15 protein-coding genes are annotated in these 14,959 nt (G+C 32.6%); 2 read left to right on the top strand and 13 right to left on the bottom strand.

The annotated features are described in order from the left end of the window. Positions 1-27: 27 nt before the first annotated feature. The 11 genes from LNP81_RS26090 to LNP81_RS26040 all read right to left on the bottom strand — a co-directional run bounded on the left by LNP81_RS26090 (position 28) and on the right by LNP81_RS26040 (position 8,069). Positions 28-237, bottom strand: coding sequence for a hypothetical protein (locus LNP81_RS26090; protein ID WP_230040461.1), 210 nt, complete (start codon positions 235-237; stop codon positions 28-30). Positions 238-245: 8 nt separating this feature from the next. Continuing rightward, positions 246-656, bottom strand: coding sequence for a hypothetical protein (locus LNP81_RS26085; protein ID WP_230040459.1), 411 nt, complete (start codon positions 654-656; stop codon positions 246-248). Positions 657-788: 132 nt separating this feature from the next. Beyond that, on the bottom strand, positions 789-1,850 hold the full coding sequence (locus LNP81_RS26080) for a type I restriction endonuclease (RefSeq protein ID WP_230040457.1): 1,062 nt from the start codon (positions 1,848-1,850) through the stop codon (positions 789-791). 163 nt (positions 1,851-2,013) lie between these two features. Further along, positions 2,014-2,913, bottom strand: a complete 900-nt coding sequence (locus LNP81_RS26075) for a hypothetical protein (RefSeq protein WP_230040455.1) — start codon at positions 2,911-2,913, stop codon at positions 2,014-2,016. 5 nt (positions 2,914-2,918) lie between these two features. Beyond that, positions 2,919-4,187, bottom strand: coding sequence for an ABC transporter permease (locus LNP81_RS26070; protein WP_230040453.1), 1,269 nt, complete (start codon positions 4,185-4,187; stop codon positions 2,919-2,921). A gap of 3 nt (positions 4,188-4,190) precedes the next feature. Beyond that, positions 4,191-4,586, bottom strand: coding sequence for a hypothetical protein (locus LNP81_RS26065; RefSeq protein ID WP_230040451.1), 396 nt, complete (start codon positions 4,584-4,586; stop codon positions 4,191-4,193). Between the two features lie 9 nt (positions 4,587-4,595). Next, a complete protein-coding gene (locus LNP81_RS26060; protein WP_230040449.1) occupies positions 4,596-4,850 on the bottom strand; it encodes an excalibur calcium-binding domain-containing protein in 255 nt (84 codons plus the stop codon). Between the two features lie 2 nt (positions 4,851-4,852). Next, entirely contained in the window at positions 4,853-5,083 is a 231-nt protein-coding gene (locus LNP81_RS26055; protein ID WP_230040447.1) for a DUF4236 domain-containing protein, read from the bottom strand. A 376-nt stretch (positions 5,084-5,459) separates the two neighbouring features. Next, positions 5,460-6,128 carry a response regulator gene (locus LNP81_RS26050; protein ID WP_230040445.1) on the bottom strand — a complete coding sequence of 223 codons (669 nt, stop codon included), beginning with the start codon at positions 6,126-6,128 and terminating at the stop codon, positions 5,460-5,462. A gap of 6 nt (positions 6,129-6,134) precedes the next feature. Then, positions 6,135-7,598, bottom strand: coding sequence for a tetratricopeptide repeat-containing sensor histidine kinase (locus tag LNP81_RS26045; protein WP_346432747.1), 1,464 nt, complete (start codon positions 7,596-7,598; stop codon positions 6,135-6,137). Between the two features lie 300 nt (positions 7,599-7,898). Next, positions 7,899-8,069: a hypothetical protein gene (locus tag LNP81_RS26040; protein ID WP_230040441.1), complete on the bottom strand. Its 171-nt coding sequence runs from the start codon at positions 8,067-8,069 to the stop codon at positions 7,899-7,901. Positions 8,070-8,420: 351 nt separating this feature from the next. Between LNP81_RS26040 and LNP81_RS26035 the strand changes: the two genes are divergently transcribed. Both LNP81_RS26035 and LNP81_RS26030 read left to right on the top strand, forming a co-directional pair. Beyond that, complete coding sequence (locus tag LNP81_RS26035) at positions 8,421-9,503, top strand: hypothetical protein (protein ID WP_230040439.1); 1,083 nt, start codon at positions 8,421-8,423, stop codon at positions 9,501-9,503. Between the two features lie 133 nt (positions 9,504-9,636). Further along, on the top strand, positions 9,637-10,053 hold the full coding sequence (locus tag LNP81_RS26030) for a lipocalin family protein (RefSeq protein ID WP_230040437.1): 417 nt from the start codon (positions 9,637-9,639) through the stop codon (positions 10,051-10,053). 109 nt (positions 10,054-10,162) lie between these two features. Here LNP81_RS26030 and LNP81_RS26025 read toward each other — a convergent pair whose 3' ends face one another. Together LNP81_RS26025 and LNP81_RS26020 are read right to left on the bottom strand one after the other, a co-directional pair. Then, a complete protein-coding gene (locus LNP81_RS26025; RefSeq protein ID WP_230040435.1) occupies positions 10,163-14,143 on the bottom strand; it encodes a PAS domain-containing sensor histidine kinase in 3,981 nt (1,326 codons plus the stop codon). A 12-nt stretch (positions 14,144-14,155) separates the two neighbouring features. Then, on the bottom strand, positions 14,156-14,605 hold the full coding sequence (locus tag LNP81_RS26020; RefSeq protein ID WP_230040433.1) for a response regulator: 450 nt from the start codon (positions 14,603-14,605) through the stop codon (positions 14,156-14,158). Positions 14,606-14,959 lie beyond the last annotated feature (354 nt).

Genomic DNA, 14,959 nt, shown 5'->3' with positions numbered 1-14,959 from the left:
GATTAAATAATAAAAATGGGAAGATGTTTAATCTTCCCATCCGCAAAGCGTGAGTCCTAAACCTTGTGCCTGTTTTAGTGATGTTTTTACAGTTTCGTGATTGCAAGATGATAAACCACGACAGGTTTGGCTATAATGGTATTTTTTAGCACCAGTTGGGCCACAAATATATACAGTGGTTTGAGGAGGTGTAAAAGAAGTAAAAAAAACAAATAGTAAGAGTAAAGTATATTTCATCAGCGTTTTTATTTGACAATTAATTGGTATTTATTTCCATTTAAATCGGTGGCATTTAGTTTTCCGTATGAAACCCATTCAGTTTTAATTTCAATATCAGGAATAGTATCGCCAAGTAAAATTCCTGCGCCATATTTTCCTTCAACATTGATATTCCCAAAAACCGAATCGCCATCAATGTTGATTCCTTTTACATCGTAATTGTATTCGTATTGTCCGGAATTCCCGGTTCTGTATTTATATTGATAAGTGTCGTTGACATGATACGTTTTTGCTTCTTCGGCAGTAATCGTTTTTCTGTCATCGGGCGTAATTACTTGTTTTAAAAACGAATTAATTTCCGGTGGAGGAGGAGCTGAAGCTTTTTTACAGGAAAAAAACGTAATTAATAAAAATAAGATGAGGTAGTTTTTTTGCATAGGCTTTTTGGATAAAGAATTAAATGTATGGTCAATGTTGTCCAGATCTTAATCAAAAAAGAATAAGATACTTTGTGGCGCTAAATCTAATTAGAAATACCTTCTTTAAAATGCGTATTAATACTTGATTTTTTAGCCTTTATCAGTTTCGTAAAGTGCAACTGTTTCTAAGAGTTCTTTTTCGTATTGATAAATGTCGTCGATGGTTGAAATAGTTAATTTGGTTTCGCTTTTATTTTCATTAAATAAACTGATGTATTTTTTTCCACCGTTTAAATGTAACCTGCACAAAGGTTTACGATTATTATCATCAAGTAAAATACCGAAATAAGATTGTGTATCGCGATGTATGATTCGGTTAGTGGGCAGTTTTCTGCGCAAAATAGCAACAACAATGCGATAAGCGTCAAGCTCTTCTTCGGTTGTAATAGTTTTAGAATCATCTTCAACGATTACAGTTTCTTCGTCTTGCTGTTTGATAGTTTCTTTGGTCAAAGCAGCATTAAGACGATCATTAATTTTATCATTAATATACTGACTTACTGATTTCTGAACTAAATCTTTAAATTCATCGACTACTTTTTCAGTAAGTCTTCCTGTATAAACTTTATTGGCAAAAAGTCGGGTAAATTCGTTAGAAGGACTTTCTAACTCGGCATTAATTTGCTTTTTGATTTCTTTGATATATTTAAGAGAACTCGCATTGCTTACAATATTATTGACATCGAAATTGGCTTTGTGAAACTTGGCAATTTCATTGATGGTATTTTCTTTAAGATTCGTAATGTCAAATTCCAGGAACGGTTTTTCATCCATTTTATTCTGATCGTCTAAATCAGTAAAAAACTGATACGTAATACCGTTTGTTAAAAGGGCAAATCTGGTTTTGGTAACATGAAAATAGCGGAACAATTGCGAATTATGTATCGTTAGTTTTTCTTTCCAGCTTTTACATTCTACAATAATAATAGGCTCTCCGTTCTGGAAAATAGCATAATCTACCTTTTCTCCTTTTTTCAGTCCAAGATCTGCTGTAAATTCAGGAACCACCTCAAGCGGATTAAAAGCATCGTATCCCAAAATATGAATAAAAGGAAGTACAAAAGCATGTTTGGTAGATTCTTCGGTCTCGATTTTACTTTTTAGTTGATTGATTTTGTCGGCCAAAGATTTAAGTTGAATATTAATTTCCATAGTTTTTGGTTTAGATTATGATTCAAACTTAAACCTATTTGAAATCTGTATTTTATGGAAATCCGTAATCAGGTAAAATTTGAAAATAACTTTTGAAGATTTTATAAATAGAAAAAAGAGGACAATAAAATTCCTCTTTCAATTCGTTAGTTTTGGGTAACGCTTATTCTTTATTTAGAATAAAATCTTTAATAATTTTCTCCATATTAGAAGGCAAATCGGCATTTTTTATTTCAAAATGACTTATTTTCATTTCGGTAAACCATTTTGTCCAATATGCTCTGATTACTTTTTCTTCATATGGATTTTTTTTGTCCGGATTTATTCCTAAAACTAAAACTTCAAGATTCGACAAATCATCATTGGCTTTGATAAAACCAAAATCCTGATCGTTAAATTTTTTATCCCAGTCTTTTGTATTTAATCCATTTTTTCGAATTATTTCCGGAGTTATGTAAGTCGTTCGGTTTTCTTCTTTCATTACAGTACTTTCGTAAAACATATAACCATCAGTCAAAACTATAAGTATATTTCGGTATTTATTTTCAATACATTGATCTTTTACTTTACTGTCAAAGAAACTCCAAATGTCTGATCCTACATATTTATTGTCTTTTATGGCCGATTCATAAATTTTGGATGTTTGTGAAGCATAATTTGAATTGATTGAATTTAATAATTCTTTTGAAGCATTATTTTTATCAATACTAATTCTCAAATTTTGCGCAATTGTATTAATTGCAGGATCAAGAGGTTCCGGGTTAAAAAACAATTGCATCTTATCGTTAATCTGCCTTATTCTTTTTGATTTTAGATGTTGGGTAAAAGCTTCAGAAACTGATTTTATATATCCTAAATCCCTTTGGTAATATTCCATTGTTGGATTCGGATTTTTTTCAAGACTAATTCTATCCGATAAGTCAAGCAGTAAACTAATGTTGTAATCTTCGGAGACAGTGTTTTTTACAGCAACTTCTGTTTCGTCTTTATCTGATTCTTTTTTGCATGAAAAAGTAGAAATGACTAAAAAAGACATTGCAATTAGGGTAAAAGTATTTTTCATAGCAATTAATTTTTAGAATAAACCAAGTGTTGAAAATCAGGATCAACCAGATTTAATTTGCTTAAATGTTCTTCTGACGAAAGATCGCAGCTTTCCAGTAATTCAGTTTTCTCAATGTAAGGCAGCGCGATTTCGGTATTAATAGCCTGAAACCAGCCTTCTTTATATTGATGATGATAATGCAGATATTCTTTTACAGGAAATACGAAACCATCAATTTTAGATTGAAGTTCAGAGATTTTTCCGTTTATGGTAGCAATTTGTTGCTTAAAATCGTTGACTTTGTTTACATAATCTGTTTTTAATTTTTCTAAGTCGATGAGGTTTTCTCTTTTTCCTCTTATAAAAGCTCTTATTTTATCGATGTTTTCAAACTCTTTCATTACAAAATCAAAAACAAGTCCCCAAATAATATACACTACAAATCCTGCGAAAATAATCATCCAAAACTCAGCTTCGCCTAAAGCAATATTTAAATTATAAGGAGCAGAATCTGTAGTTTTATTAAATTCATATATTTTCTTTTCGATTTGATAAGCCAATAGCGCATCGAACAAAAAGGTTGTTACAAAAAGGGCAATCATTCTAAAAATATTTTTAATTCCTTTTCCTTTTTGAACCATATGAATGACATAACCCAGTCCCATAAATACAAACGGAATTGTAGTTACCAAAACACCTTCGAGCCAACTAGCCTTAAAAGAATTCGTTAATGCATTGGCATCAAAAATGGCTGCAGTTAAACTGTCATTGGCAAACTCTTTGAAAAAAGCAGAATAAGATGCCGAAATATAAAATACTAATACATAAAGCGTTATTGGTAATAATAAGAACAAACCAATATAAAATTGCGCTTTTAAACCTTTACCATCTTCGATACCGTACTTATCAGGATTGCGTTTTACCTCAATGATTTCGGTTTTAATCTGGTCGATTTCAGTATTAATATCCTGTTCTTTCTTTTCGTAGATGCCTATTGCAGCTTCAGATTTTTTAAGTTCAGTTCTGTTTTTTTCCTGTTCTTCTTTATAAGGTTGTTTGAGTCGGTCTTGATCTAATTTTTGTTTTCGACATTGGTCTTCAAAACTCATGTATAAATTCTGCAGACAGGCTTTTAGAACAATTGGTTTTCCAGTCGCTTTTATCGATGCAGCAAAACCGCTTTGATAATAGGTTATTCTGATTTGTTCTCTGTCATCTTCATTTTCGTCTAAAGTTTTGATGTGAGAATCCTCTGTTTTCTTTAAACTGAATAGTTGTGCTAGTGGTTTCATAACTTAGGAATTTAATTGACTAATAATTTCTTCTTTCTGAACATTTTTCTGGACGCAATCAATAAGATAACTGGATAAATCATTGATGTTTTCATCCAGAAAATTAAATTTCCTGCAATACTTTTTCAGCATATTTTCTTCGTCATCGGTAATTTTACCATCGGCCCAAATGATCCTTGTAAAATCATACAAGTATTCGATTTTGGTGGTTAAATTTTCCGGTACAATCAATTCGGTATTAATAGGATTGAGAAAAAGTTTATCTAGTTCCTCCCTTGGAATTCCGCGTTCATCTGCAAAGTGATACAACATTTGAAGTTCTAAAACATCAAATTGATCATCAGATAATGCCATTTGATATAATCTTAAAAAATGGCTTTTTAGTTCTAGTGTTATCATTGGTTTTTGTTATTTTTTAGATAAATTTTCGCATGCAGTTCCGTCATTATCAGCATCGAGATTTTTATAACAGCTTCTGTTGCTATCGTATGTTGCTTGTGCCTGTCCCTGAGTTTTAAAATCGCCACAAGTTTTGGTTGGACAATTTGAATTGGCTGATCCGTCTGTTGAATTTGATGAATCTGACGAGTCAGAACAAGAAATGATTAATCCCAATAGTATTATGACTATAAATATTCCAGTATATTTTATTCTATTATTCATGATTATAAATGTTTTAATGTAAAAATTAAGAATGCGATAATTCCAGTAAATCCAAATAGAACAAGACATCCGCTATTTTGATATCTTAATCCCGAAATTCCTGTTTTTACAGAATAACTGTTTTTACTAAATGATCCCATTTTTGTTTTTAAACTCGGAGAAATTCCGGATTTGCTTATATTAAATCCAAATCCTCCTCCAAGTTTTATTCTTTTTTGAAATCGAAAGCCCATAATTTTTAGCTTTTATGGCATTCATTGCAACAAGTTTTGCAACCATCCGATTTAGAGTATGTTTTTTTAGCTTCTTCGACTGCAGCTTTACAGTTAGAAAAACTTCCTAAGAATTTTTTACTTACTATGCTTTTAAAATATAGGCATTCATCAGTATGAACTTCATGATCTCCACTTGATTGTGCTGAGTTGTTTACGTAATAATTTTTCATGTTTTTAGGTTTAATTGTTAGATTGTAATTTTTAACAATTCAAACTTAAATCTATTTGAAATCAATATTTTACGGAAATCCATAATCCGTATTTTTTTAAATTTTAAGCCATAAAAAAAAGCCCCCGAAGGAGCTTTATAGAATTAATAATTTATAACGAGATTTTAAATAATCCCCATATCTTTTGCAATAGAAACCAGATGAACAGTATTATTTGCTTTAAAAAAGTCTTTTAATCTTGAAAGTCTTTTTTCTAATGCGCTTTTGCTATTGGCTTTGACATCTGAGGTTTTAAAAATTTCTACAATCTCATCCTGCGAAGTACCGTCAGACAAATGTTTTAGAATTTTAATATCGATGTCGTCAATCTCGTAATTGTTTTTTTCTTGCAATGCCGAAGCAACTTCGGGAGAAATATATTTTCCTTCAGAGGTCGAAATAAGATGTATGGCTTTCTTTAATTCCTGAATACTGGTCAGGCCTTTTAATACAAAGCCATCAATTTCGGCATTGTCAAAAAGTGATTTTATACGGTAACTTTTATCTTCTACAGAATAGGCGATAATTTTAATATCAGGCTGTAATTCCCGAACTTTTTGAACCAATTCATCACCGTTGGTAATTTTTACTTCCCGATGATCTGTTTTGAATGAAAGATCACTAATTAATAAATCATAAGGTTCATTTTTATGAATAGCAGCGCGTATTTTCAAAAACGCATCATCACAATATTTTGAATGTTGAAAATCGACAATATTTAAATCTTTTAAAACTTGTTCAATTCCTAAACTGATAGCATCAAGATCTTCGGCTATTATTACTTTTTTAAACATAGGCTTTTATTTAGGCAGTGTTATTTTTACTTTGAAACTTTTTTCAGGTTCAGAGTCAAAAGTAATAGTTCCTTTTATAGATAAAATACGGTTTTCCATACTTTGCAAGCCATTTTTTACAATTTGATCTATTTTACATCCTTTTCCGTTATCTGAATAATTGATTATGATAGTATTTGCGGTACTTTCGAACTTTAAAACGACTACATGCGCATTACTGTGTTTTTTCATATTGACCATTAATTCCTGTAATACTCTCTGAATAGTCACTTTTTTAATTTCGTCAATGCTTTCCCAATTTACTTTATCCATGTTGGTAATACTAACATTGGTTTCATTACTATTATAGGTCGAAAGCATTTCTTTTAGATTAGCGGCATAATTTATTCCGGTATCGATGCTGTTGTTTTCTCTCGAAATTCCGCGAACGCGGGTATAAATATGATTCAGTTTTTGTAATAAAGTTTCTTTTACCTCTTCTTTAGTCAAAGATTGCGTTTGTGTATAAGTTATGGCATAAAAAACGTCGTTTGCCAGTTCATCATGAATGTCTTTGGCAATTCTGGTTTCGGTATCGTAGGCGGTTTTTATTTTTTCGATCCGATTTCTATTTTGATAAAACTTTCTCAAATACAGTAATAAAAGAGACAATGAAGTGATGCCGATTATAAAAAATATCCTTTGGTATTTTGCTTCCTGTATCGATAATTCATTTTCAACTTTCTGTAAACGCAATTTTTGATTCTCGTCTTTTTCTTTTTTAGAATCGTATTTAATTTTGGCAAACTTGTTTTTAAAGTTATTACGAACCTTTATAATACTGTCATTAATAGTAATATACTTTTGTGCATATTGTGCATTTTTATTTCCGGAATCATTCGAAATTAAAAAAGACAAAGCTTTCAAACGTTCATCGACACTATTAAATCTTGTTGCGATTTCATATGCCGCTTGTGCATATTGATTCGATTTTTTAGAATCGGTTTTTAAAAAATATTCTGCGAGGTGTAAATTGCTTTCGATGCTTCCGTAAAAATCATCAATTTGTTTTCTTAATTGATAACCTTCTTGCATTAGGGAAAGTCCTTTTTCGGTTAATCCGTTTTTAAAATAAGCAAAACCTAAATTGTCTAATACTTTTGCTTTTTCATTTGTTTCTTTATCTAGTACTTTATTATCGAGTATAGATTTTAAAATTTGTATTGCTTCGTCGTATTTTTTTTGCTCTATATAAACAGTTGCAATATTATGTAAAGGAGCCTGTTTTGATACCTCATCAGTGCAATCTGCAGTAGCTTCCTGATAGTAATGTATGGCATCATTGTAAAGAGAAAGTTCCTTATCTGCAATTCCGAAAAAATTATTGATAGCTGCGCTGTATATGTCTTTCTTTTTTAGAAAAGGTAAAGCTTCTGTAAGTGTTTCTTTACTGCCATAATAATCGCCATTTATTTGCTGAATTGAGGCCATCTGGATTAGATTGAAAACAATGTTAGCACTATCTTTTATGGTTTCGTAGGTGATCTTTGATTTATTAAAATGGTAAAAGGCACTATTGAAATTTTTATTCTCAAAGTTGGATATTCCCTTTTGTCGATTGTCTGACGCGTCTTTTCTTATTGATGTTGTATCAACAGGATGAATGGTTTCTTCTTTGCAGGAAAAAAGAAGTAAGAAAAAAAGAAAACAAAAAAACGGGGATCGTAGCATAACGTTACTTTCCCCGAAATTTACTAATTAATTTAGAAATTTAGTATTTTTAATTTATGATTAATCTTGTGGCGGTGGTGGTGGAACTTTTATTGGCATATCCCCAGGGCCATCAGCGTATGCTGGTATTTCGGGTTTAATATTTGCTTTAGTATCTTCGAAATCATCAGCAGTACAAGAAATCATAGTTGTCAGTAGAGCGCACGCTCCCAATAATATTAGCTTTTTCATTTTTTTTATATTTAAGGATTAAGCATGAGTATTGCTGTTCGGAACTTTTCCGGAACTTTTAATGCAACATCATTTTGTGTTGGGAAGTGAAGTGTGTAGACAGTAAAATTTTATTTATACTTCCCAGATAAACTCCGTTTTACGGTTTTCCACACTTTTTATTTAAACTAGTTTGTACATTTGTTCTAATCGCGATATGGAACAAGAACTAATTTTGATACCGCAAAGTAACAACGGCTTTGAGCCTGAATTGATAAGGAATTCCGGGATATACTAACTTTCCTGAGATCTCCCGAAAAACTTAAAAAATCCTGGAAAAAAACTTAAAAATCCTGAAAATCCTGAGAGCTTATGGAAAAAACTACCCGAGAAAATGTTGAAAATGAGTATAAAGAAGCTATTAGAGCAAAATATCGAAAAGAAAAAGAAGGAGCAGAGTATTATGATTTTTTAGCTGTTCCAGGCCAAGCAAGTTTAAGGGATTTATGCTGGAAGATTTTTAGATCTAATCCTAAATATGATGATTTGAAAGTATATTTGGATTTTTTTAAGTTTGAATTTGATCCAAAAGAAGAAAATACTTCAACTACATACACGGATAAATTTAGAAAAGTTGGCACTTTTTATAAAGAAGGGAAAAAGCCAGCAAAAAGGAGCACAATAGAGTTAGCAGCAATTCTGGTTGACTTTGAACCAAGGCCTTTTAATAAATTTAGAATTCACAATTTGTATCCTGATGAAATTAAAGGTGATGATGGAGTAATTTTAGTAAATCAACAAAAGTTACAAAATGATGGTTCAGGAGATCTGGAAGTTTTTCTTGATGAGAAGGAAAGAGAAAAAGGAATAGACAAGGGGATAATACAAGAAAAGGAACATGTAGAGGTAAAGGAAAGTGAAGAAGAAGAGGAAAGTGAGAATGTAAAAGAAAGTGACGCAGGAGAGGAAAGTGAAAATGTAAAAGAAAGCGAAGTAGAAGAGGAAAGCGAAGTAGAAGAGAAAGATGAAAATGAAGAAGAAAGTTCTGGTAAAGAGAATCCTCCAAGTAAATTGAAGCAAAGAATTAAGAATACAATAATAGGTGTTGCTTTAGTTTTATTTATAGGGTTCCCAGTTATCTTTTTTGCATTTCCTGCGAAAGGCTGTATGCAATGGACTGGTAATAACTATGAAATTGTAGATTGCGATTTGAAAGCGGCAGATAACAACATTGAACTGTTAGATCCAAATCAGATTAATATGAAAAGGATGAAAGTATGCGATACAACGGCCTTCTTTAAAAATGAGAAAGCGGTTGTTTTTTATGCCAGATCCCGAGATTCATTAGAATGCTTTAATCAAATAGGATATCATCCAGAAAGAAAGAGTTTATATTTAAAGCCTATAACCAATCATATGATAGGTAAATACGTAAGTAATAAGCCATGTAAATAATATCTTTAATTTAATTGTGTAAATAAATTCTTTAAACTTAAATGGAATTATGTAAATCAAACCGAAAATTATAGAACATTGTTGGAGGACTTTAAAACTAATTTAGCATAAAATAATTTTAAAGAAATCAAACATGAAAACTAAAAGAATATTATTCGGATTATTATTGAGCATGGGTTTATTTGCAGCATCTTGTAGCAGCGATGACAATGACGGGGAAACAATCGTTCCAATTCAGGGTGTTTACAACCTAAGCCAAACAGGAACAATTATTGACGGTAAAGAGGTCTTAATTGATGCTCCGCAAAATCAAGCGGGATGCAAAAAAGATTATTTAGATCTAAGATTAAGCAATGCAGCTGTTATTGGTGATTACAATGGTTCTGATTGTGCCTTAGTAGAAACTACAGGAACTTATGTAAGATCTCATAATGATTTAACGCTTACTGTTGGTGCTTTAAGCTCAACTAGCGATATCATGAACCTTACAAACAAAGAGCTGAAATTGAAAGATAAAGCAACTGGTATTATTACTGTTTATACAAGATAATCTATCAAAGTAAATTTTTTTAATTCCTTGGGAGGATTAAAAAACGAAAACGGAAACGATTTTCTAAAAGTTGTTTCCGTTTTTTATTGTTTTAGATTTAAGCTTAAACTTAAATTACAGGGATATAAATATCAAAAGTAGCTCCTTTATTTTTTTCGCCTTTGGCGGTGATAATTCCGTTATGGTTTTCTACAATTTTTTTTACGATTGCAAGTCCAATTCCTGTTCCGGTGTATTCGAGTTTTCCGTGTAAACGCTGAAAAACTTCGAAAATCTTTTTGCTGTACTGAGGTTCAAAACCAATACCGTTATCAGATAAACTAATGTGGCAATAATTTACTTCTTTAATTAAAGACTCATGATCTAAATTTTCGCCTTTGGTAAATTCACAGTTTATTTTTATTACAGTAGGAATATCCGGATTGGCAAATTTTATGGAATTACTGGCCAGATTATACAATAATTGTCTGAACTGAAACGGAATAATACTTGCTTCGCAGGTATTCTCAATTTCTATTATGGCTCTTTTTTGCTCCAGCTCTTCCTTCAGGTCTTCTTTTACCTCATCGATAATTTTAGAAAGATTCACTTTTTCGAATTTTCTTTCCTGAATATTGGTTCTCGAGTAAGAGAGCAGATCATTGATAAGCGTTTGCATTCGCTGTGCTGCATTTTGCATACGCTGAAATTTATCTTTTCCGGAATCGGATAAATTATCAGATTCTTTCTCGATAATCTGCGTTGCAAAAGTTTGAATTTTTCGCAAAGGTTCCTGTAAATCGTGACTCGAAATATAAGCAAACGACTGAAGCTCTTTGTTCATTTGCTCCAGCTCGACATTTTTTTGCTCCAGTTCTTTGGTACGTGCGGTAACCTGCTTTTCTAATTCCTGGGTAAAAGCTTTTTCTGTCTGGATATCGGTAAAAGCACCTACCCATTTAATGATTTTATTGTCTTTATTCAAAACGGGTTCACCAATAACAGAATGCCATCTATAGGTTCCGTCTTTTCTTAAAACCCTCACATCGGCTTTGTATATTGTCCCGGTTGTCAGGCTTTTGTTCCATATTCTGGAGTTTTCATCAAAATCGTCAGGATGAATCATGGCTTTCCAAGCTGCTTCGCCGTTAGGAACTACTCCAGTATATTCGAACCATTTGCCTGAGGTAAACAATGCATTGCCTTTATCGTCTGTTTCCCAAATAAGCTGAGGAATACTTTCGGTCAGGGAACGGAATCTTTTTTCGCTTTCTTCTATTTTTTTTCTTGCTTCTACTTTTTCGGTAACATCAATCATGGTGATTTTTATTCCTGAAATAGTATCGTCTAACTCACGTTGAGGTGCAAATTCAAAATCAATATACATTTTATGCTCGATACTATTGATCATGATATAAAATAAAGATTCAGATTCTGAATGTACGTTTCCGGTACTGTAGACTTCATTTAAAAGTCTGGCATATTTTTGTTTTTTGAGTTCCGGGAAAACCTCTAATATATTTTTACCCTGAATATCGCTTTCATTTTTTTTCCAGATGTTTTTCAATAAGGCGCCATTGACCATTTCTATCACCATGTCTTTGCCTTTTAAGATCGCTTTAGGAACAGGAGATTCCATGACCAGTTTTCGGAATCTTTTTTCGCTTGCTTCAAGTTCCTGCTGGTGATTTTTTTCGTCGGTAATATCTCTTATCGTTCCTAACAATCTTTCAGGATTGTTTTCTGAATCATAAAATACTTTTCCTTTGGCTTCAACCCAATGAATCGATTGATCATCCCATATTACTCTGGCTTCATAATGAATGTTGCCTATAGCAATAGCTTCTTTGAATGCTTTTTCACGTATGTGTAAGTCATCAGGATGCACATGGCTAAGAAGTTGGGCATGAGTTAAATATTCGAGATTTTTATGGCCCGTAACAATTTCCAGATATCGGTTTGAGTACTGGAGGTCTTTTGTTTTTACATATAATTCCCAGGTTCCCAATTCACTGGCTTCGACTATAATGTTAAGTCTTTCTTCGTTGAGTTCTGTTTTCTTTCTGGATTCAACTTTTTCAGTAACTTCTGTTGCGGTCACGATGATGCCTGAAATTTCTCCATTTTCTTCTTTTAAAGGATGGTAAAGAAAATCAAAATAGAAAATTTCGGGATTTCCAGATCGGTTAATTGGTACAGGTAATTCATTTCCGTGATAAGGAATTCCGGTTGAATAAACAGAATCTAAAAGATCGCCAACAGTTCCTTTTACTTCCGGCAAAGAATCAAACAAAGGTTTGCCAACAAAGCTGCTTTCTTCTTTTCCTACCAATTTTAAATAAGCTTCATTGGCCATTTCTGCTACATGATTAGGTCCACGTAAAATAGTAATTCCAACAGGCGCTTGTTTTACCGTATTTCTGAAACGTTTATCAGCTTCTTCAATTTTTTGTCGGGCATTTACTTGTGGTGTATTGTCCAGCACCCAAATGGCAATTTTTGTTACTTTTCCTCCTATATTTTTTAGCGGAGCATAAACAAAAGTGACATATATTTTTTCTTCTTTGCCGTGTCTGATGAGATTCATTTCGACCTCATTGGCATAAAACGGATTACCTTCTTCAATTACTTTTTGTAGCGGAATTTCGTAAGCAGATCTTACCTCGGCAAAAGCATCCCAATAATGTTTTCCTGCAATTTCCTCGTATTTTTTTCCTGCAACTTCAATAAAACTGTCGTTTACAATTTCTGTTATTAAAGTTCCTGCATCCAGTACGCAAATACCAATAGGCGATTGCGAAACCATACTGCGCAAATTCTGTTCGTTTTCCTCTATTTTTTTCTTGGCTAAATTCAGATCAGTCAAATCGACTCCTGTATTCATTACACCATAAACATTACCGTTTACATCATATATTGGCGTCAGGCTGTAATTGAAATAATAGGTATGTAATTTTCCATCGACAGTAAGATCAAGAGGGGTATTTTGGGTATGAAAAGATTTTCCGCTGTTTAAGACTTCAGTAATTTGCTCAAAAACCAATTGGTTATCGAGCTCCGGAACGACATCTTTGAATGATTTTCCGATAACATCATTACCTTTTCCCCATATTTTTATAATAGAATCATTGGCCAGTTCAACGATCATTTCCTTTCCTGCATACAAGGCAATCGGGAAAGGTGCATTTTCGACCAACTCTCTTACTTTTTGCTCACTTTCGACCACTTTCGACCGCGAAAGCACTTGCGAAGTTACTTCTATTGCAATGCCAACTACTCCTGAAATACTGCCATCGGCTTCTCTCAGTGCTTCGTAAACAAAATTCAAATGTGTATCTTCTATTTTGCCGTTACGGGGCAGTTTGACAAGTTGCTCGTTGGCAACAAACTTTATACCCGTTTTGTATACATTATTGAGTACATCTTCAAGATATTGATTTCTTGTTTCGGGTAAAGCATCAAAAACAGGTTTATTAAGAATTTCGTTAGCTTCGACCCCCCATAACTGAATCATTTGGTCGTTTGCAATTTCTACAACATGATCTGGTCCTCTCATAACGCACATCGCCACAGGAGCCTGCATGATGTTATTTCTAAATCTTAGATTACTTTCTTTTAGTGCTGCTGTTGCGCGTACTTTTTCGGTACTTTCGATAACGGTGACCAAAAGACCGCCTATTACACCATCTTCTTTTTTAATGGGGCTGTACGAGAAATCGAAATAACAATCTTCATCATATCCATTTCTGTCCAATGTCAATTTAAAATCCGGAAAACTAACCGAACTTCCTTTCATGACATCATGAAACATAGGAGCAAGGATATCCCAAACTTCTGAAAATGTAGTTTGAGAACTAATTCCTAAGGCTTTGGGATGTTTAGAGCCCAGAATCTGACTGTAAGTATCGTTGTATATTTGCGTATAATCGTCACCCCAAACTACTAACATTCCAAACGGGTTGTTGAGCATTAGGGCAACAATGGTTTTGAGACTTTGAGGCCAGTTGTCAGGATCACCCAAAGATGTTTTACTCCAATCTTTAGCACGGATCAATTTACCCATTTCGCCACCATCGGATAGAAAATAATGATTATGATCTGTAATGCTCATTCTGGAAACGAATTAGGGTTGGAGGATAAATTGCTCTCTTAGAGGTTGCTTAAAATTATTTTCGGATACTGCATTCAGAGCATTTTCGATGACTTTTTTTAATTGAGAAAATTCCCCCGGTTTACGAATGTAATAAGTTGCTCCTTTTGCATACATCACGTCGACAATCTCATTGTCGAGCGAAGTAGAAAAAATAATAACAGGAAGGTTTTTGAGAACTTCGCTTTCTTTTATTTCTTTCAGACATTCAGAGCCATTTTTGCGGGGCATATTAAGATCCAGAAAAAGCAGGTCCGGTAAATTGTCTCCACTATGATCTGCTAAAAAATCCATAAGCTGCACGCCATCATTAACAGTTACGAGAGATACAGGAAGCGTTAATTCATCCAGTGCTTCTTTAAAAAAATCGCAATCATCTTCATCATCATCCGCCAGCAATAAATTGTAATTCTGTTTAATCATTTTGAGTATTATAAATTTTTTACTTTTTAAAAATTAAATTCACCTTTAAATTTCATAATTATATCGCTTTTGAGCTGTCTTTCTCTTAATTAGAGATCACAATTAATTCAAAATCGATTTAATTCTGCTAAGATAGAACTAATTTTATTACTATTAATCAGTAATATACCGATAAATTTAACGCTTTCAATTCTAATTCAATAATCTGTAATTTGGAGTTATTGTTTTTAAAATTAGCAGTTTACGATTTTTAAAGTATTCTTTTTTTTAATGAATTTTAAAAATAAAAAAAGCTTTTGTTAAATGCAACAATTGTTAATGTCCTTTTATTAATGAAATTAATTTCAAAAAAAA

Origin of the sequence: Flavobacterium piscisymbiosum (assembly GCF_020905295.1) — a bacterium.
Lineage (GTDB): Bacteria > Bacteroidota > Bacteroidia > Flavobacteriales > Flavobacteriaceae > Flavobacterium > Flavobacterium piscisymbiosum.
The sequence above is the reverse complement of the archived record's forward strand: the minus strand, read 5'-3'. Positions and strand labels throughout refer to the sequence as shown.

Coding starts and splice junctions, on each gene's coding strand:
- LNP81_RS26090 (WP_230040461.1), bottom strand. CDS start 237: ATGAAATATACTTTACTCTTACTATTTGTTTTTTTTACTTCTTTTACA.
- LNP81_RS26085 (WP_230040459.1), bottom strand. CDS start 656: ATGCAAAAAAACTACCTCATCTTATTTTTATTAATTACGTTTTTTTCC.
- LNP81_RS26080 (WP_230040457.1), bottom strand. CDS start 1,850: ATGGAAATTAATATTCAACTTAAATCTTTGGCCGACAAAATCAATCAA.
- LNP81_RS26075 (WP_230040455.1), bottom strand. CDS start 2,913: ATGAAAAATACTTTTACCCTAATTGCAATGTCTTTTTTAGTCATTTCT.
- LNP81_RS26070 (WP_230040453.1), bottom strand. CDS start 4,187: ATGAAACCACTAGCACAACTATTCAGTTTAAAGAAAACAGAGGATTCT.
- LNP81_RS26065 (WP_230040451.1), bottom strand. CDS start 4,586: ATGATAACACTAGAACTAAAAAGCCATTTTTTAAGATTATATCAAATG.
- LNP81_RS26060 (WP_230040449.1), bottom strand. CDS start 4,850: ATGAATAATAGAATAAAATATACTGGAATATTTATAGTCATAATACTA.
- LNP81_RS26055 (WP_230040447.1), bottom strand. CDS start 5,083: ATGGGCTTTCGATTTCAAAAAAGAATAAAACTTGGAGGAGGATTTGGA.
- LNP81_RS26050 (WP_230040445.1), bottom strand. CDS start 6,128: ATGTTTAAAAAAGTAATAATAGCCGAAGATCTTGATGCTATCAGTTTA.
- LNP81_RS26045 (WP_346432747.1), bottom strand. CDS start 7,598: ATGGCCTCAATTCAGCAAATAAATGGCGATTATTATGGCAGTAAAGAA.
- LNP81_RS26040 (WP_230040441.1), bottom strand. CDS start 8,069: ATGAAAAAGCTAATATTATTGGGAGCGTGCGCTCTACTGACAACTATG.
- LNP81_RS26035 (WP_230040439.1), top strand. CDS start 8,421: ATGGAAAAAACTACCCGAGAAAATGTTGAAAATGAGTATAAAGAAGCT.
- LNP81_RS26030 (WP_230040437.1), top strand. CDS start 9,637: ATGAAAACTAAAAGAATATTATTCGGATTATTATTGAGCATGGGTTTA.
- LNP81_RS26025 (WP_230040435.1), bottom strand. CDS start 14,143: ATGAGCATTACAGATCATAATCATTATTTTCTATCCGATGGTGGCGAA.
- LNP81_RS26020 (WP_230040433.1), bottom strand. CDS start 14,605: ATGATTAAACAGAATTACAATTTATTGCTGGCGGATGATGATGAAGAT.